At 68.4% G+C, this 17,164-nt stretch carries 16 protein-coding genes; 6 read left to right on the top strand and 10 right to left on the bottom strand.

Annotated features, from left to right (window positions below):
• Position 1 precedes the first annotated feature (1 nt).
• A complete protein-coding gene (gene fni / locus AC5Y7E_RS08335; RefSeq protein ID WP_499948450.1) occupies positions 2 to 1,048 on the bottom strand; it encodes a type 2 isopentenyl-diphosphate Delta-isomerase in 1,047 nt (348 codons plus the stop codon).
• A 148-nt stretch (positions 1,049 to 1,196) separates the two neighbouring features.
• Between fni and AC5Y7E_RS08340 the strand changes: the two genes are divergently transcribed.
• From AC5Y7E_RS08340 to AC5Y7E_RS08355, 4 genes are all read left to right on the top strand, one after another.
• Positions 1,197 to 3,278, top strand: a complete 2,082-nt coding sequence (locus AC5Y7E_RS08340) for an MMPL family transporter (RefSeq protein WP_499948803.1) — start codon at positions 1,197 to 1,199, stop codon at positions 3,276 to 3,278.
• A complete protein-coding gene (locus AC5Y7E_RS08345) occupies positions 3,275 to 3,754 on the top strand; it encodes a TspO/MBR family protein (protein ID WP_499948451.1) in 480 nt (159 codons plus the stop codon). Before AC5Y7E_RS08340 ends, AC5Y7E_RS08345 begins: the two co-directional genes overlap by 4 nt.
• A gap of 3 nt (positions 3,755 to 3,757) precedes the next feature.
• Complete coding sequence (locus tag AC5Y7E_RS08350) at positions 3,758 to 5,086, top strand: cryptochrome/photolyase family protein (RefSeq protein ID WP_499948452.1); 1,329 nt, start codon at positions 3,758 to 3,760, stop codon at positions 5,084 to 5,086.
• Positions 5,087 to 5,343: 257 nt separating this feature from the next.
• Complete coding sequence (locus tag AC5Y7E_RS08355) at positions 5,344 to 5,895, top strand: anti-apoptotic protein (protein WP_499920111.1); 552 nt, start codon at positions 5,344 to 5,346, stop codon at positions 5,893 to 5,895.
• Here AC5Y7E_RS08355 and AC5Y7E_RS08360 read toward each other — a convergent pair.
• The gene (locus AC5Y7E_RS08360) at positions 5,892 to 6,629 is read right to left on the bottom strand and encodes an acyltransferase (RefSeq protein ID WP_499920110.1); all 738 of its coding nucleotides are present in this window, start codon (positions 6,627 to 6,629) and stop codon (positions 5,892 to 5,894) included. The genes AC5Y7E_RS08355 and AC5Y7E_RS08360 overlap by 4 nt on opposite strands.
• Before the next feature lie 184 nt (positions 6,630 to 6,813).
• Between AC5Y7E_RS08360 and AC5Y7E_RS08365 the strand changes: the two genes are divergently transcribed.
• Together AC5Y7E_RS08365 and AC5Y7E_RS08370 are read left to right on the top strand one after the other, a co-directional pair.
• Positions 6,814 to 8,088: an outer membrane protein assembly factor BamB family protein gene (locus AC5Y7E_RS08365; protein ID WP_499920229.1), complete on the top strand. Its 1,275-nt coding sequence runs from the start codon at positions 6,814 to 6,816 to the stop codon at positions 8,086 to 8,088.
• An 18-nt stretch (positions 8,089 to 8,106) separates the two neighbouring features.
• Complete coding sequence (locus AC5Y7E_RS08370; protein WP_499948805.1) at positions 8,107 to 8,499, top strand: DUF6264 family protein; 393 nt, start codon at positions 8,107 to 8,109, stop codon at positions 8,497 to 8,499.
• A 5-nt stretch (positions 8,500 to 8,504) separates the two neighbouring features.
• Here AC5Y7E_RS08370 and AC5Y7E_RS08375 read toward each other — a convergent pair whose 3' ends face one another.
• The 8 genes from AC5Y7E_RS08375 to ctaD all read right to left on the bottom strand — a co-directional run bounded on the left by AC5Y7E_RS08375 (position 8,505) and on the right by ctaD (position 16,991).
• On the bottom strand, positions 8,505 to 9,188 hold the full coding sequence (locus AC5Y7E_RS08375) for an esterase (protein ID WP_499948453.1): 684 nt from the start codon (positions 9,186 to 9,188) through the stop codon (positions 8,505 to 8,507).
• Between the two features lie 70 nt (positions 9,189 to 9,258).
• Positions 9,259 to 10,443, bottom strand: coding sequence for a class I SAM-dependent methyltransferase (locus AC5Y7E_RS08380; RefSeq protein ID WP_499948807.1), 1,185 nt, complete (start codon positions 10,441 to 10,443; stop codon positions 9,259 to 9,261).
• A gap of 75 nt (positions 10,444 to 10,518) precedes the next feature.
• Positions 10,519 to 11,490, bottom strand: a complete 972-nt coding sequence (locus AC5Y7E_RS08385; protein ID WP_499948455.1) for a class I SAM-dependent methyltransferase — start codon at positions 11,488 to 11,490, stop codon at positions 10,519 to 10,521.
• A 10-nt stretch (positions 11,491 to 11,500) separates the two neighbouring features.
• The gene (locus tag AC5Y7E_RS08390) at positions 11,501 to 12,265 is read right to left on the bottom strand and encodes an enoyl-CoA hydratase (protein ID WP_499948809.1); all 765 of its coding nucleotides are present in this window, start codon (positions 12,263 to 12,265) and stop codon (positions 11,501 to 11,503) included.
• An 8-nt stretch (positions 12,266 to 12,273) separates the two neighbouring features.
• A complete protein-coding gene (locus tag AC5Y7E_RS08395; RefSeq protein WP_499948456.1) occupies positions 12,274 to 13,089 on the bottom strand; it encodes an NUDIX hydrolase in 816 nt (271 codons plus the stop codon).
• A complete protein-coding gene (locus tag AC5Y7E_RS08400) occupies positions 13,086 to 13,931 on the bottom strand; it encodes an ABC transporter ATP-binding protein (RefSeq protein ID WP_499948457.1) in 846 nt (281 codons plus the stop codon). Before AC5Y7E_RS08400 ends, AC5Y7E_RS08395 begins: the two co-directional genes overlap by 4 nt.
• Positions 13,932 to 13,976: 45 nt before the next feature.
• Positions 13,977 to 15,215, bottom strand: a complete 1,239-nt coding sequence (gene serB, locus AC5Y7E_RS08405) for a phosphoserine phosphatase SerB (RefSeq protein ID WP_499948459.1) — start codon at positions 15,213 to 15,215, stop codon at positions 13,977 to 13,979.
• Between the two features lie 15 nt (positions 15,216 to 15,230).
• The gene (gene ctaD / locus AC5Y7E_RS08410) at positions 15,231 to 16,991 is read right to left on the bottom strand and encodes an aa3-type cytochrome oxidase subunit I (protein ID WP_499920104.1); all 1,761 of its coding nucleotides are present in this window, start codon (positions 16,989 to 16,991) and stop codon (positions 15,231 to 15,233) included.
• Positions 16,992 to 17,164 lie beyond the last annotated feature (173 nt).

Below are 17,164 nucleotides of genomic sequence, written 5' to 3' on the forward strand. Positions count from 1 at the left end.
CCTAGTCGATGCCGACGAGTTCGACGTCGCGCAGGTCGGCCAGCTTCGCGGCACCACAGCCGTGCAGGCAGATCCTAAGCTCGTCGATGAAAGGCTCCAGCCAATCGACCACGGCGGCAGTCGATTCGATCGCGGCGGGCAGCAGCGGCCGCGCCACCGCCACCACATCGGCGCCCAACGCGATCGCCTTGGCCGCATCCATACCGGTGCGTATGCCGCCGGACGCCACCAACGGAACCGCCGGCAGGACCTCGCGCACCTCCACGATCGCGCGCGCGGTCGGGATACCCCAATCGGCCAGGTCCGGATAGCGCAGTTCGCCGTATCGCACGAACTGCTCGACCCGCGCCCACGACGTGCCTCCGGCACCCGCGACGTCGATTCCGGCGACCGGCAATTCGCCTTCAGCGCCGATGAGCTCCGCGGCCGCCGCACCACCTATCCCGTGCCCGACCTCCTTGAGCAGCACCGGACGGTCAATGGCGTCGGCCACCTCGCGCAGCCTGTTCAGCGACCCGGAGAAATCCGTATCGCCGTCGCGCTGCACCGCTTCCTGCAGCGGATTGGTATGCACGGCAAGCGCATCGGCGCCCACCCGGTCGAGGGCCTTCGCCAGATCCGGCACCGCGGACTTCGTCAGCTGAGCCAGGCCGATGTTGCCGAACAGCAAGACATCCGGGGCGACATCGCGGACCGTGAAGCTATCCGCGGCGTGCTCCCCCAGCGCGCTGTCCAGCATGATCCGCTGCGAACCGAGCATCATCCCCAGGCCCAGCTGTTGGGCGGCCGCGGAAAGATTGCGGTTGATCGTCCGAGACAGCTCGGCGCCCCCGGTCATCGCACCGATGAGTATCGGAGACCGCAGGTTGACGCCGAAAAAGCTGGTGGACAAGTCGATGTCGCCCAGATTCGTCTGGGTCAGGGCGTTGTAAGGCAATCGGTAGCGATCCAGCCCGGTGCTGAGGCCCTCGTAGCCGACCGGTTCGTTCAGGCACACGTCGATGTGCCGCCTCTTGCGGCTCGTCATCTCCCCCCGGTCAGCGGTCATCGCAGCTACCCCCTCGCATCCGACACTGCTCCTGACCCACATTCATAATGTCCATAGTGCCCCCTGTTACGCACCGCAGGCGCTGGCGCGTGCCGGTGCGTCATTTCAGTTGATTAATGTTTAACAAACTGAAAGGCTTGTGTCCGTGATGTGGGATTGCGTGGCCACCGCAGTGACGGGCCGGCGCTCATGGCCGCTCGCGCTTGTCACGGTCCTGCTGGGGGTCGCATTCATCCTTCTCGTCGGCGGCAATGCCGCGGCCGGCCAATCGCCGCAGTCACTTCCAGTCGATGCGCAATCGGCGCAGGTCGACGCCCTGGCCCAGCAATTTCCGGGGGGCGACAAAGCCCCGCTGATCGTGGTGGTGAGCCGCACGGACGGCGGGGTCCTCAGCCCGTCCGACATCGCCGGCGCCCAGACCGCTGTGAACCGAGTCCAGGCGGCCCGGCCCGGACCGGTGCTGCCGTCGCGCGACGGCAAAGCCGCCCTCGGAGTCGTGCCGATCAGCGCCGGCTTGTCCGGGCTTGCCCTGGGCGACCCCGTCGCCGCGCTGCGCACGGCCGCGGCCGACGGTCTGCCCGCGGACCTGCAGGCTCACGTGACGGGCGGCCCGGCGTTCGGCGCCGACATCGCCGGCGCGTTCGCGGGCGCCAACATCACCTTGCTCGCGGTGACGACGGCGGTGGTGGCGCTGCTGCTGATCGCCACCTACCGCTCCCCGGTGCTTTGGCTGGTCCCGCTGCTCGTGGTCGGATTCGCCGATCGGGTGGCCGCGGCGGTAGGCACCGCGGTGGCCTCGCTGACCGGGTTGAGCTTCGACGGTGCCACATCCGGGATCACCAGCGTGCTGGTTTTCGGCGCCGGCACCAATTACGCGCTGTTGCTGATTTCTCGATATCGCCAAGAGCTCCGGCGCCATAGGGGCCATCGCGCGGCGTTGCGCGAGGCCGTCCGCAGGGCGGGCCCGGCCATCGTCGCCAGCAACGCCACCGTGGTGCTGGCGCTGCTCACCCTGCTCTTCGCGTCCACGCCGAGCACCCGCAGCCTGGGCGCGTTGGCGGCGTGCGGCCTGGCGGTCGCCGCGCTTTCGGTGCTGGTGATACTGCCGCCCGTGCTGGCCGTGTGCGGCCGGCGATTGTTTTGGCCGTTCATCCCGCGGCCCGGAGGCGACGAAACCTTGGGTTCCGGCGGCTGGCATCGCGTCGCGGACTGGGTCGGCCGGCGACCCGCACTGGTCGCGGCTGTCGCGATCGCGGTGCTGGCGGCCCTTGGCACCGGCTTGTTGGGAACCCGGATCGGCTTGTCGCAGACTGAGCAGTTCCGCATCCGCGCCGACTCGGTGACCGGGTATGACGTTGTGGCCGAACACTTTCCGGCCGGTCTGGCTAACCCGACACTGGTCATCGGCCGCAGCGATTACGCGGCGCCGGTGCAGCGGGCGATCGCGGCCACACCCGGCGTGGTGTCGGTGACCGAATCCGGCCGATCCGCATCCGGGCTGACGAAGTGGTCGGTGGTCATCGACGCACCGCCGTCATCGACGCGGGCATTCAGCATCGTTGCGGCGCTGCGAGATTCGACACGGGCCGCCGACCCCCACGCGCTCGTCGGCGGCGCCGACGCGCAGGCCCTGGACGTTCGCGACGCGGCCACGCATGACCGGGTGCTGCTGATCCCGGCGATCCTGGCCGTCATCCTCATCGTTCTTTACCTGCTGCTGCGGTCGGCGCTGGCCCCGCCGACACTGCTGGCCGCAACGATTCTGGGTGCGCTGGCCGCGCTGGGCCTGGGCGGCTGGGCGAGCGTGCACGTCTTCGGCTTCCCGGCCCTGGACAACACCACACCGTTGTTCGCGTTCCTTTTCCTGGCGGCCCTCGGGGTGGACTACACGATTTTCTTGGTCACCCGGGCCCGCGAGGAAGCCGCACCGCATGGTGCCCGCGCGGGGATGGTGCGCGCGGTGTCGGCCACCGGAGGCGTAATCACCAGCGCGGGAATCGTTTTGGCGGCGGTGTTCTGCGTTCTCGGAGTGTTGCCACTGATCGTCATGACCCAATTGGGGATCATCGTGAGCCTGGGAATCCTGCTCGACACGTTCGTGGTGCGAACGCTGGTCATCCCGGCCCTGTTCGCACTCATCGGCGACCGCATCTGGTGGCCTACCAGCCCAGCCGCCAAATCCGTTGAGCAACAAGCTGACCGGAAACAACCAGAACGGAGCGCACCGTGAACAGGTCGATACTGGTGGCGACCAGCCTGGCCGTCGCCGCAGCCGCCGGCAGCGGGAGCATCGCGAGCAGCAACGCCATTCCCCGGTGGTATGCGCGGCTTCGCAAGCCGCCCTATCAGCCGCCGCGCGCGGCGTTCCCCACCGTGTGGACCGCGCTCTACGGGGACATCGCGGCCACGTCGGCAATGACCATCGATCGGTTTCGCGCGACAGGGCGCCATGACAAGGCGCGCGACTACACCGTGGCGCTCGCGGCGAACCTGCTCCTCAACGCCGGATGGAGTTGGCTGTTCTTCGGCTACCACAAGCTCGGCGCATCCGCAGTCGGCGCCGCGGCGCTGACGGTCAGCAGCGCCGATCTGGTCAGGCGCACGGCCCAGGCCACGCCGCGCGGCGGGCTGGCATTGCTGCCCTACCCGCTGTGGTGTGGTTTCGCGACCATCCTGTCCACGCACATCTGGCGACTCAACCGGTAGATCATGCCGGCATTGTTGTGGTTTCGCCGCGATCTGCGGTTGCGTGACCATCCCGCGCTCGTCGCCGCGGCCGACAACGATGAGGTGCTCGCCTGCTTCGTGCTCGACCCGCGCCTCGAGAAGTCCTCGGGACAACGACGGCTGCAATACCTGGGTGACTCGCTGCGACGGCTGCGCGACGACCTCGACGGCCGGCTGCTGATCGTCCGCGGGCAGCCCCACACCCAGATATCGCGCATCGCCAAGGAGATCGGCGCGTCTTCGGTCCACATCTCCGAAGACTTCGCACCCTTCGGCAAGCGCCGTGACGAGCGGGTGCGCGCCGCGCTAAATTCGGTGCCGCTGGTGGCGACGGGATCGCCGTACCTGGTCTCACCGGGCCGCGTCACCAAGCCGGACGGCTCGCCCTACAAGGTGTTCACCCCGTTTCTGCGTCAGTGGCAGAGAACCGGCTGGCGCGAGCCGGCGAAGTCGGACGCAAACTCCGCACGCTGGCTGGATCCGGCGCAGCTGCGGATCAAGCAGTGCGAGATCCCCGATCCCGGGATCGCCCTTGAGGTCGCGGCGGGCGAGGCTGCGGCGCGCAAACTGTGGAAGTCGTTTGTCGACAACGGGTTACGGAGTTACGCCACGGACCGCAACAGGCCGGACCTGACCGGCACCAGCCGCATGTCGGCGCACCTGAAGTTCGGCGCCATTCATCCGCGCACCCTGGTCGCCGGCCTGGACCTGCGCGGCGACGGGGCGCAAACTTTTCTGCGGGAGTTGGCTTTTCGCGACTTCTACGCCGACGTGCTGCACCACTGGCCGGCCAGCAGCTGGCGCAACTGGAACCGCGATTTCGACGGCATCCAGACCGACACCGGCGCCGAGGCCAAACGTCGCTTCGAGGCGTGGAAGGCGGGCGAGACGGGTTTTCCCTTCGTCGACGCCGGGATGCGCCAGCTGCGCGACACCGGCTTCATGCACAACCGGGTGCGAATGATCGTGGCCTCGTTTCTGGTCAAGGACCTGCATCTGCCGTGGCAATGGGGCGCCGAATGGTTCCTGGACCAGCTGGTGGACGGCGACATGGCGAACAACCAGCACGGCTGGCAGTGGTGCGCGGGCTGCGGTACCGACGCAGCGCCCTATTTCCGGATATTCAACCCGATCACACAGGGCGAGAAGTTCGACCCGTCGGGCGATTACATCCGGCGCTGGGTACCCGAACTGCGCTCTGCCGTCGACGTACACCTGCGCAAGGGCGAGCGCCCGGACGGCTACCCGGCGCCGATCGTCGACCACGCCGCCGAGCGCACCGAGGCGCTGCGGCGCTATCAGGGCATCTGACCGCGATATTCGCCATCTCGGCCCGAACGCCCTCTCCGCGAACTGATGTGCGCCCGGTCGGATTCGCTAGCGCCCGCACTCACTGGGCCGAAAAGCGGTTTGTGGTGGGCTGACGTTACAGATGTGGTCTGAGTGGCGTTTGGTGGTCCGGATCTCAGCAACGGGCGGACCGGCTCCCAGGCGTTTGCTGAATCGTCGTCCGCAGGCCGATCGGGCGTGACAGGATCAGCCAATTCACCGTCACTCGGGAGGCGACAATGACCAACTTCACCATCCGGACGCTGCTCGTCTCGGGCGCGGCCGCCGGTCTCATCGCGAGCATCGGCGCCTGTTCGTGTTCCGTCGGGACCTCGCGCTCGGTGAGCAAGAGCGATGTCGCCGGCCAGATCACCGCCAAGATGACCGACGCGGCCGGCAACAAACCCGAGTCGGTGAACTGCCCAAGCGACCTGCCCGGGAAGGTCGGGGCGCAGATCAACTGCGACATGAAGGTCAAAGGCCGGCCCTTCAACGTCAACGTCACGGTGACCAGCGTCGACGGGAACGACGTCAAGTTCGACATGGTGGAGACCGTCGACAAGAACCAGGTCGCCAACGCGATCAGCACCCAGGTGGGCCAGCAGGTGGGCAGAAAGCCGGATGCGGTCACCTGCCCCGACAACTTGAAAGGCGTTGCGGGAGCGACGTTACGGTGTCAGCTCACGGACGGCAATGACAAGTACGGCGTGCAGGTGACCGTGACGGACGTCGACGCCGGCGACGTCAACTTCCACTTCAAGGTCGACGAGCAGCCGCAGGCCGCAGGCTAGCGGGCGGCCTTCTTGCGTTCGATGTCGGCCAGCGCGGCGGCCAGTTCGGCGCGTTGCGCGGCCGAACTCTCCCAGGCGAGCTGGCGGTTCTTGACCACCTTCGCCGGCGCGCCGACCGCGATGGAGTAGTCCGGGATCACCCCGCGGACCACCGCGTGGGACCCCAGCACGCAACCCCGTCCGACCGACGTGCCGCGCAGCACCGATACCTTCACGCCCACCCAGGTGTCCGGGCCGATCCGGACCGGGGACTTGACGATGCCCTGGTCCTTGATCGGCATGTCGATGTTGTCCATGCGGTGGTCGAAATCGCAGACGTAGCACCAGTCGGCCATCAACACCGAGTCACCGAGCTCGATGTCGAGGTAGGCGTTGATGACGTTGTCGCGACCCAGCACCACCTTGTCGCCGAACCGCAGCGAGCCCTCATGCGCGCGGATGGTGTTCTTGTCGCCGATGTGCACCCACCGGCCGATCTCGAGCTGCGAGAGTTCGGGCGTCGCGTGGATCTCCACGCCCTTGCCGAGAAACACCATGCCGCGGGTGATGATGTGCGGGTTGGCCAGTTTGAACTTCAGCAGCCGCCAATAGCGCACCAGGTACCACGGCGTATATGCGCGGTTGCGCAGCACCCATTTCAGCGAGGCCAGCGTGAGGAACTTGGCCTGGCGCGGGTCCCGGAGGTTCGATCCACGCCAGCGGCGATGGACCGGGGCACCCCACATGCTCGTCATGGCCGGACAGCCTAACTCGGTCATATACGAGCCCGCGAACCGCCACGGGTTACCCTCACCTGTACTCGATTGCCGCCGAACGGCCGGGTCTGCGCGCGAGCGGCCCGCCTCCCAAGAAGGATTTGGAAAACCGAAGGTGCTTGCCCGACAACTCGTCAGTGAGCTCCGGCGTTGGTCATCGGTAGTGCTGGCGGCCGCGCTCGCGGTTCTGCTCGGCGCCTGCGGCAATACCGACTCCTGGGTCGACGCCTCGGCCGCGCAGGGCTGGCCTGCGCAGTACGCCGACGCGGCCAACAGCAGCTACACCGCCACGGGCGGCGCCACGAAGCTCTCGCTGGAGTGGACCCGGTCGGTGAAGGGAAGCCTGGCCGCCGGACCGGCGCTCAGCGCGCGCGGCTACCTGGCCCTCAACGCCCAGACCTCGGCCGGATGCTCGCTGATGGAGTGGGAGAACAACGACCACGGGCGGCAACGCTGGTGCGTGCGGCTGGTCCAGGGCGGCGGGTTCGCCGGCCCGCTGCTCGACGGTTTCGACAACCTCTACGTCGGCCAGCCCGGAGCGTTCCTGTCCTTTCCGGTGACCCAGTGGACGCGGTGGCGCCAGCCGGTGATCGGCATGCCCACCACGCCGCGATTCGTCGGGCAAGGCGACCTGCTCGTGGCCACCCACCTCGGTCAGGTGCTCGTCTTCGACTCCCATCGCGGCCAGGTGGTCGGCAGCCCACTCGACCTGGTCGATGGCGTCGACCCCACCGACGCAGCACGCGGGTTGGCCGATTGCGCGCCGGCCCTTCAGGGCTGTCCCGTCGCGGCCGCCCCGGCGTTCTCGACCGCCACCGGGATGGCTGTGCTGGGGGTGTGGCAGCCCGGCACTCCCGCCGCGGGTCTGGTCGGGCTGAAGTACCACCGCGGGCAGACGCCGGTGCTGACCCGGGAATGGACCAGCGACGCGGTGGGTGCCGGTGTCATCGCCAGCCCGGTGTTGTCGGCCGACGGGTCGACCGTCTATGTCAACGGCCGCGACCAACGGCTGTGGGCGCTGCGCGCGGCCGACGCGAAAGTGAAATGGTCGGTGCCGCTGGGGTTCTTGGCGCAGACGCCGCCCTCGGTCACCCCGCAGGGATTGATCGTGGCCGGCGGCGGCCCCGACACCAAGCTGGTGGCGTTCAAAGATGCCGGTGATCACGCCGATCAGGCCTGGCGCCGCGACGACGTCCTGCCCCTGTCGACGTCGAGCCTGGCCGGTACCGGCGTCGGCTACACGGTGGCCAGCGGGCCCCCGGCGAACGGCGCCCCCGGCATGTCGCTGCTGCTCTTCGATCCGGGCAGCGGCCGCACGCTGGACAGCTACCCGCTGCCGGCGGCCACCGGGTATCCGGTGGGGGTGTCGGTCGGCACCGATCGCCGGGTGGTGGCGGCCACCAGCGACGGCCAGGTTTACGGTTTCGGCCCGGCCTGACCCGGACATACCTCTATGGTGCCGATCGACGAGCCCGCCGCGCGAGGCGCCGCGACAACCAACCCCACTGGGAACCCACCGAGCAGCGCCGCCGACATCGTGGCGACGTCCGTCCTGCTGGTCATCCATGGCGGGCTGTACGCGGCGAGCTTTGCGCTGCTGGGCCTGCTCGTGATGACCACCGACGCCTGCGGGTCTCGTAAGTGCGGCGATCCCGCCTGGATCGACCGGGCCATGACGCTGGGCACCTGGGGCGGGGCCGCCCTGTTGGTCGCCGACATCGTCGTCGCCGGGTATCTCCTGGCGCGGCGCAGACGACGGGCCTTCGTCGTCCCGCTGATCGGTTGTGTCGCGCAGGTGGCGCTGGCGCTCGCCGCAGTCGCGATGGAGTTGCAGGCCGGGCCGGTCTGAGCCCGCTAGACCGCCAGCGGCGGGATGGCGTTGCGCGGCACCTGGGCCTGCAGCGGCCCGCCGAGCGCCGGCAGAATCTCGCCCGGGGCGAAGTAGAAGATCAGCTGATCGTCGGTGATGGCGAAATTCTGATAGTGCGTCGGGTCATGTCCCGTCGACGGCAAAACCGCGGCGCCCAAGGGGGTTTGACGTTCCAGGTCGCGCTGCACGATCGGGTAGATGGCGTCCAGCGGCGAAGCGCCCGGCAGGAAGAGGTTGTCGAAGGTGATGGGCTGCTTGGTCCCGAGGTTGTAGTTGAACGACTTGTACCAGATCGACGAGTGCGCTCCCCCGACGTCCTGGAAGAACTTGAGCACGACGCTGCGGGTGTTGTGCGGCGGTTGCCCGGCGCCGTGTTGTTCGGTGGTCGCCTCCAGCTGGTAGGGCTGGTCACGCCCCCCGGAACTCTGCGCGACGGCGACGAAGCCGTCCCGGTTCTGGGTGATGTAGTCGGCCAGGGCCTGTTCGTCGGGATAGTCGGCCGGAAAGCTCAGGTTGAGCGTGTAGTTGGGGCCGGTGGCGCGCAGGCGGCACATCTGGCCGGCCTCGAGGGTGCCGCCCAGGCTGGCGCACGACGGCGGCTCGGCCGCGGCAGGCCAGCCCACCAAGACCGCCGCCGCGACCAGCGCGGCGGCTATCAGAAAGCGCATCGTGGAAGTGTCCTCGCAGACTAGCCGGGGCCGGTGACCCGCAGAAGTGACGCCGCCAGCGTACCCGTCGCTATCGGGAGGGTTGGCAAACGAACGCCATCGCCCGGCTGGAGGTCCGTGCACCGATGCGGGCGATGACCACCGACAGGGACCGGTTCCCGCGCAACCGCATCCGGCTGCGCAACGCGTCCGGGTCTACCCGGACCCCGCGCACCAGGACCTCCAGCGACCCGCAGTCGAGCACCGACAGCGCCTGCCGGAGCCGGCGTTCGTCGAAGACCAGCTGCTGGAGCACCTCGAACCCGCGGTCCGCCGCGGGCAGCCGATCGCCGGAGAGGTAGGCGATGTCGGGATCGAGCTGCCACAGTCCGTGCCGCGCGCCGTAGTGGCGCACCAGGCCGGCCCGCACCACGGCGCCGTCGGGGTCGACGATCCATCGCCCCACCGGCCGTACCCCGCAGTCGTCGGGGTCGTTGTCGGTGAGCTGCTCGCCGCGATCCAGCAGGTTCGCCCGCCGGCCCACACCGGGCTGCGCGAGTCCGGCCGACCACAGGCAGGCTTCCCGGACCGAGGCGCGATACGACGTCACCTCGATCTCCCCACCGAAGCCGAGACGCCGCACCTGACCGAAATCGATTCCGGGAGCGCACTTTACGACGAATTCCCGGCCGCGGTAGGCGTCGAGCAGCGAGCCCAATGCGGGCTGGTATTCGTCGATGCGCAGGCGGCGCCGACCCTCGACTCGCCGGGCCGGGTCGACGACGAGCACAGCGTCGCGGGTGACCGGGTGCAGCGCGTCGGCGCGGCAGATCCAGGCCGACTCCCCCACGTTGTGACGCGCCATCGACACCCGCACCGGATCGATATCGCTGCCCACCGCGCCGATCCCGCAGACCCTCAGCGCGGCGAGCTCGGTGCCGATCGAACAGGTCGCATCGTGCACGACGACGCCGCTGCCGCCACCGGCCAGCCGCCGGGCCCGGTGCAAGGCCACCGGCGCGGCGGTGGCCTGCTGCAGCGCCTCGTCGGTGAACAGCCAATCCGATACGCCCAGCTCGCCCAGCTTGTCCGCGGCGCGGCGGCGCAACAGGACCGTCTCCACCAGCACCGCGGCCCGGTCGCCGAATCGGCCGCGCGCCGCAGCGACGTCGCCGACCCGGGTCGCGTCGGTCAGTTCGAGTTCGGCGACCACCGCAAGCGCCGCGGCACCCGCCCGCGACCGCAGATAGCCGACGTCGTCGGTGCTAAACCTGATTGCCCGGCTCCTCCTCACGCCGCTGCGCGGCAAGCATCGTCGCCGGGCCGAACCGCAGCCCTGGAAAAGACGGATTCAGGAGGGTTTGACCCCGGTCACCATCACGTTGTAAAACCAGCCCTTCGGGACCACGCGGCGCCATACGTTGGAGTCCACCCAGCTCAACGCCTTCCAGCCGTTGAACGCGAATTTCGCCCAGCCCCAGCCCAGGCGCCCGGGCGGCACCGACGCTTCGAAGGTGCGCACCGGCCAGCCGAACATCGCGGCGGTGAACTCTTCGCTGACGGTCCGAACTTCGGTGGCGCCGGCGTTGCCGGCCATCCGCTCCAGGTCAGCCGGAGTGAAGGTGTGCAGGTCGACGATCGCCTCCAGCGCCGCAGCCCGGGAGGATTCGTCGAGCTCGGCCTGCGGGCGCCGCCAGGAACCCAGGCCGGGCAGCTTGGTGACGTTGGTGGCGATGCGCCAGGTCAGGGTCGACAGCTCGCGGGCGTAGACGTCGCCCGCGCTGGTCGGCTCGCCGGCAAAGACGAACCGGCCACCGGGGCGCAGCACCCGGATCACCTCGCGCAGCGACAGCTCCACGTCGGGAATGTGATGCAGCACCGCGTGCCCGACGACCAGGTCGAAGGTGTTGTCCTCGTACGGGATGCCCTCGGCGTCGGCGACCCGGCCGTCGATGTCGAGGCCCAGCGACTGGCCGTTGCGGGTGGCGACCTTGACCATGCCGGGCGAAAGATCGGTCACCGATCCGCGCCGCGCGACGCCGGATTGGATGAGGTTGAGCAGGAAAAACCCTGTGCCACAGCCCAATTCCAGCGCCCGGTCGTAGGGCAGCTCACGCAGTACCTCGTCGGGCACGATGGCGTCGAAGCGGCCCCGGGCGTAGTCGATGCAGCGCTGGTCGTAAGAGATCGACCACTTGTCGTCGTAGGTCTCGGCTTCCCAGTCGTGGTAGAGGACCTGGGCCAGCTTGCTGTCGTGCCGGGCGGCTTCCACCTGCTCGGCGGTGGCGTGCGGCGTCGGAACGGCGTCGGTCGAACTGGTCATGAAGGGCAGCCTAACGGCCGACGGGATCCGTCCCACCGCCACCGCCCTGACCAGCAGTGAACACCTCGATGTAGCGCCGGCGTTCGGCGGCGAGCCGCTCGGAACGCTCCAGGTCGAAAACGTCGTTGATCCCGGCCTTGGCGGCGGCCAGCGCATGCCGCGGACCATCGAGAAAGCGGCGCGCCCAGCCGGCGGCGGCGTCGTACACGTCGTCGGGGGCCACCATTTCGTCGATGAGGCCCAGCGCCAAGGCCTCCTCTGCGTCGAAGAAGCGGCCGCTGAACACCAGCTCCTTGGCCTTGCTCGCGCCGGCCGCCCGGGTCAGGCGCGCCATCGCGTCGCCGCCGGGCATCAGGCCGGCCAGTATTTCGGTCGCCCCGAACTTCACGTTGTCTCCGCTGATCCGCCAGTCGGCGGCCAGGGCCAGCGTGAGCCCTGCGCCCAATGCGTAGCCGGTGATCGCGGCGACGGTCGGTTTGGGGATCGCCGCCACGGCGTCGACGGCTTGCTGGCGGACCCGTGCCACGCTCTCCGCCTCGGAACCCCGCAGCGTCCGCAGCTCGGCCATGTCGTCACCCGCGGAGAAGATCTCGTGGCCGCCGAAAAGAATCACCACGGCCACGTCGTCACGCCGGCCCAGCTCGTGGGCGGCCGCGATGACCTCCCGATAGACCTGGCGGGTCATCGCGTTCGTCGGCGGGCGCGACAGCAGCAACATGGCCAGCCCGGCGTCCTGCGAGCCGTCGCTGACCACCACGCTGACGAACTCGCGCACTTGAGCGTTCACAAGGGCCACTCCATGCCGCCCGAGATGCGCGCCTGGTGGTAGCGATCGGAATCGAAGAACTCGAAAACCCAGTTGTCGCCCCGCTTTTCGAGGAGGGGCTGCACGGGTGCGATCTGGCGTTCGACGGCCAGCACGTCGGCGACGCTGCGACCGGCCAGCGAATCCAGCTGGGTCCAGGTCGGCGGCAGCAGGATGTTGCGGCCGGCCTCGAAGTCGGCGATGGCATCCTGGGGCGACGCCCAGCCGAACCGGTCGGATTCGGTGTTCTGCCCGTCGGCGCGCTGGCCCTCGGGCAGGGCCGCCACGAAGAAGTAGGTGTCGTAGCGACGGGTCCGCTCGGCCTCCGGGGTCACCCAGTTGGCCCATGGCCGCAGCAGGTCCGAACGCAACACCAGGTTTTCGGTGCGCAGGAAATCGGCGAACGACAGCGTCCGATCGTCCAGGGCGCGCCGGGCATCGGCGTAGACCGAGGCGTCGCGAACGATGCCGTCCGGGTCGCCGGCCGGGCCGGCGAACAGCACCCCGGACTCCTCGAAGGTCTCCCGAGCCGCGGCACACACCAGCGCCGCGGCCAGTTCGGTGTCGATGCCAAAGCGCTGTGCCCACCATTCCGGCGGCGGACCGGCCCACGCGATGTCGGCGCTGCGGTCGCGGTCGTCGACGCCGCCACCGGGAAACACGATGACACCCGGGGCGAACTCCATCTTCGAATGGCGGCGCATCAGGAAGATCTTCAAGCCGCCGGGCACGTCGCGGACCAGCATCACGGTCGCGGCCGGCCGGGTCGGCAGCGGCTCGGGGGTGGTGGTCATTCCAGCCTCCTGCGGTGGGCTGCGCGGGTACGGACTCGCCGCGCGAAGTAGCGCCCGTCGACGACGTCGAGTGCGATCGCTTGGCCGAATGCCGTCGACAGGTTTTCGGAGGTCAGCACGTCGGTGAGCAGTCCCGCAGCGACCACTTCGGCCTCCGAGAGCAGCATGCAGTGACTGAACCCGGGCGGAATCTCCTCGACGTGATGGGTGACCAGCACCAGGGCGGGGGCCTCGGGGTCGGCCGCCAGGTCGGCGAGCCGCGCGACCAGCTCCTCGCGGCCGCCCAGATCCAGCCCGGCGGCCGGCTCGTCGAGCAGCAGCAGCTCGGGGTCGGTCATCAGCGCGCGGGCGATCAGCACCCGCTTGCGCTCGCCTTCCGACAGCGTCCCGTAGGTGCGGTCCGCAAGGTGCTCGGCGCCCAGGCTCTCCAGCATGTCGGTCGCGCGCTGGTAGTCGACGTCCTCGTAGCGCTCCCGCCACCTGCCCAACACGGCATAGCCGGCCGAGACAACGAGATCGCGAACCACCTCGTCGGTGGGTATCCGCTGCGCCAAAGCCGAGGAGCTGAGCCCGATCCGCGACCGCAACTCGGTCACGTCGACCCGGCCCAGTCGCTCGCCGAGCACGAAAGCGATGCCGGACGAAGGATGTTCGGCCGCCGCGGCGATCCGCAGCAGCGAGGTCTTGCCGGCGCCGTTGGGCCCGACGATCACCCAGCGTTCGTCGAGTTCGACCGCCCAGTCCAGCGGGCCGACCAAGACGTTGCCGCCGCGCCGCAGTGACACCTGCCTGAAGTCGAGCAGCAGATCGGGGTCGGCTGTCTCGTCTCCGTTTTCGGGCACCCGACCATCGTGCCGTACCGCGACGCTCGAATACCTGCCGGGTCGCTATGGGGTGGGCGGAATCTCCACCCGGCGGACCTCGCCGTCGATCGCGTCGGCGGCCTCGATTTCGCCGCGGGTCACACCCAGCAGGAGCAGCACCGTGTCCAGATAGGGATGGCTCAGGGACGCATCGGCAACCTCGCGCAGCGCCGGCTTGGCGTTGAACGCGATCCCCAATCCGGCGGCGGCCAGCATGTCGATGTCGTTGGCGCCGTCGCCCACCGCGACGGTCTGCGCCATCGGCACCCCGACCTGGCTTGCGAATTCCCTTAGCGCCGAGGCCTTTCCGGCCCGGTCGACGATCGGCCCGAGCACCCGGCCGGTGAGCGTGCCGTCGACGATCTCCAGCTCGTTGGCGGCGACGTAGTCGATCATCAGCTCCTCGGCCAGCGGCTCGATGATCCGGCGGAACCCCCCGGACACGAGGCCGCAGGCATAACCCAAGCGCCGCAGAGTTCGTATCGTGGTGCGCGCGCCCGGCATCAGTTCCAGTGCGTCGGCGACCTCGTCGATCACGCTGGCCGGCAGACCCGCCAGCGTCGCCACCCGCTGTTCGAGCGACTGCGCGAAGTCCAGCTCGCCGCGCATAGCGGCATCGGTGATCGCGGCGACCTTGCCCTCCGCGCCCGCCCGGGCCGCCAGCATCTCGATGACCTCGCCCTGCACCAGCGTCGAGTCGACGTCAAACACGATGAGCCGCTTGGCCCGTCGTTCAAGACTGACGGCCTCCACCGCCACATCGACCTGTTCCTCGCTGGACACCCGGTTCAGGGCGGTCCGCAACGCGCCGTCCACGCCAGGCGGGACCGACACGCGAAGCTCCAGGCCGATCACCGGATAGTCGGAGACACCGCGGATCAGGTCGATGTTGACGCCCAGCCCCGCCACCTCGCGGGCCACCGCGCCGAACGCACTGGCGGTGATCGGCCGGCCCAGCACGTAGATGGTGTGGGTCGAGGGTTCCCGCATGATGGCCACGTCGTCGCTGCGCTCGATGCTGACTTCGAGGTCCAACTTGCGGATGGCCGATTCCACGTCATCGCGCAATTGCGGGCTATCGGCGACCTCGGCCGGGCAGCACACCAGCACGCCGAGCGTCAGGCGGTGCCGGATCACGACCTGCTCGACGTTGAGCAGCTCGACGCCGTGCGGTGACAGCGCCTCCAATAAGTTCGCCGTCACGCCCGGTTGGTCCACGCCGGTGACGGTGATCAGCACCGAAACCTTCGGTGGTGGGCTCACTCCCGACAGCTGTCGCTACTGCTCAGGAGTCGAGCGATCGGGTTCGGTTCGCGGACCGAAGCCCTTCGGCGACTCGAGAGCCGTGGCATGGCGGCCCACATGCGCCTCGGCGCGAAGCCGCTCCACCATGTGCGGGTAGTGCAACTCGAATGCCGGGCGCTCCGAACGGATTCGGGGCAGCTCGGTGAAGTTGTGCCGGGGCGGCGGGCAGCTGGTCGCCCACTCCAGCGAGTTGCCGTAGCCCCACGGGTCGTCGACCGTGACGACCTCGCCGTAACGCCAGCTCTTGAAGACGTTCCAGACGAACGGGAACATCGATGCGCCCAGGATGAAGGCGCCCACCGTCGAGGCGACGTTGTAGGGCTGGAATCCGTCGCTGGGCAGGTAGTCGGCGTAGCGACGCGGCATGCCCAGGTCACCCAGCCAGTGCTGCACCAGGAAGGTGGTGTGGAACCCGATGAACGTCAACCAGAAGTGCAGCTTGCCCAGGCGCTCGTCGAGGAGCCGGCCGGTCATCTTCGGGAACCAGAAGTACACCCCGGCGAACGTGGCGAACACGATGGTGCCGAACAGCACGTAGTGGAAGTGGGCAACCACGAAGTAGCTGTCGGTGACGTGGAAGTCCAGCGGCGGGCTGGCCAGCAGCACGCCGGTCAGACCGCCCAGCAGGAAGGTGATGAGGAAGCCGATGCAGAACAGCATCGGTGTCTCAAACGTCAACTGCCCCTTCCACATTGTGCCTATCCAGTTGAAGAACTTGATCCCGGTCGGCACCGCGATCAGGTAGGTCATGAACGAAAAGAACGGCAGCAGAACCGCTCCGGTGGCGAACATGTGGTGCGCCCACACCGCGACCGATAAAGCGGCGATGGACAGGGTCGCGTAAACCAGGGTGGTGTAACCGAAGACCGGCTTGCGCGAGAACACCGGGAAGATCTCGGTGACGATGCCGAAGAACGGCAACGCGATGATGTAGACCTCGGGATGGCCGAAGAACCAGAACAGGTGTTGCCACAACAAGACTCCGCCATTGGCGGCGTCGTAGACATGGGCGCCCAGATGTCGGTCGGCGGCCAGCCCGAACAGCGCCGCGGTCAGGATCGGGAATGCGATCAGGATCAGGATCGAGGTCACCAGGATGTTCCAGGTAAAGATCGGCATCCGGAACATCGTCATGCCGGGCGCGCGCATGCACACCACGGTGGTGATCATGTTGACCGCACCCAGGATGGTGCCCAGACCCGCGACGATCAGGCCGGTGATCCACAAGTCTCCCCCGGCGCCGGGCGAGTGCACGGCATCCGACAGGGGTGTGTAGGCGGTCCAGCCGAAGTCGGCGGCCCCACCCGGGACGATGAAGCCGGAGGCCGCGATCAGCCCGCCAAACAGGAACAGCCAGTAGGAGAAGGCGTTCAACCGCGGGAAGGCCACGTCCGGCGCACCGATCTGCAGCGGCAGCACCAAGTTGGCGAACCCGAACACCACTGGGGTGGCATAGAGCAGCAGCATGATCGTGCCGTGCATGGTGAACAGCTGGTTGAACTGTTCGTTCGACAGGAACTGCAGCCCGGGAGCGGCGAGTTCGGTGCGCATCAGCAACGCCATCAACCCGCCGATGAAGAAGAAGGCGAAGCAGGTGACGGTGTACATGATGCCGATCATCTTGTGATCGGTGGTGGTGATCAGTTTGTAGACGAGGTTCCCTTTGGGGCCCATGCGGTCCGGGTACGGACGAACGGCCTCGAGTTCACCCAAGGGGGGCGCTTCGGCTGTCAACAGCTTCTCCAAACATCCAGATCGGACACTGGCCCAAAAATCGGTATTGAGAGGAATCTTAGCCGTCGATCATGGCGCCGTCAGGGCTGGTCCTACAAACTGTCGTAAATGACTCGCCGGGGCGGCGTGTCCCTCGGCGCGACGTCGCCACGCTGGCCGAATGGTGGCGACCC

This window comes from Mycobacterium sp. NGS17 (assembly GCF_059813205.1).

What these genes read in the sequence shown, in the direction of transcription:
- fni (WP_499948450.1), bottom strand. Translation starts at nt 1,048, where the DNA reads ATGACCGCTGACCGGGGGGAGATGACGAGCCGCAAGAGGCGGCACATC.
- AC5Y7E_RS08340 (WP_499948803.1), top strand. Translation starts at nt 1,197, where the DNA reads ATGTGGGATTGCGTGGCCACCGCAGTGACGGGCCGGCGCTCATGGCCG.
- AC5Y7E_RS08350 (WP_499948452.1), top strand. Translation starts at nt 3,758, where the DNA reads ATGCCGGCATTGTTGTGGTTTCGCCGCGATCTGCGGTTGCGTGACCAT.
- AC5Y7E_RS08355 (WP_499920111.1), top strand. Translation starts at nt 5,344, where the DNA reads ATGACCAACTTCACCATCCGGACGCTGCTCGTCTCGGGCGCGGCCGCC.
- AC5Y7E_RS08360 (WP_499920110.1), bottom strand. Translation starts at nt 6,629, where the DNA reads ATGACGAGCATGTGGGGTGCCCCGGTCCATCGCCGCTGGCGTGGATCG.
- AC5Y7E_RS08375 (WP_499948453.1), bottom strand. Translation starts at nt 9,188, where the DNA reads ATGCGCTTTCTGATAGCCGCCGCGCTGGTCGCGGCGGCGGTCTTGGTG.
- AC5Y7E_RS08385 (WP_499948455.1), bottom strand. Translation starts at nt 11,490, where the DNA reads ATGACCAGTTCGACCGACGCCGTTCCGACGCCGCACGCCACCGCCGAG.
- AC5Y7E_RS08395 (WP_499948456.1), bottom strand. Translation starts at nt 13,089, where the DNA reads ATGACCACCACCCCCGAGCCGCTGCCGACCCGGCCGGCCGCGACCGTG.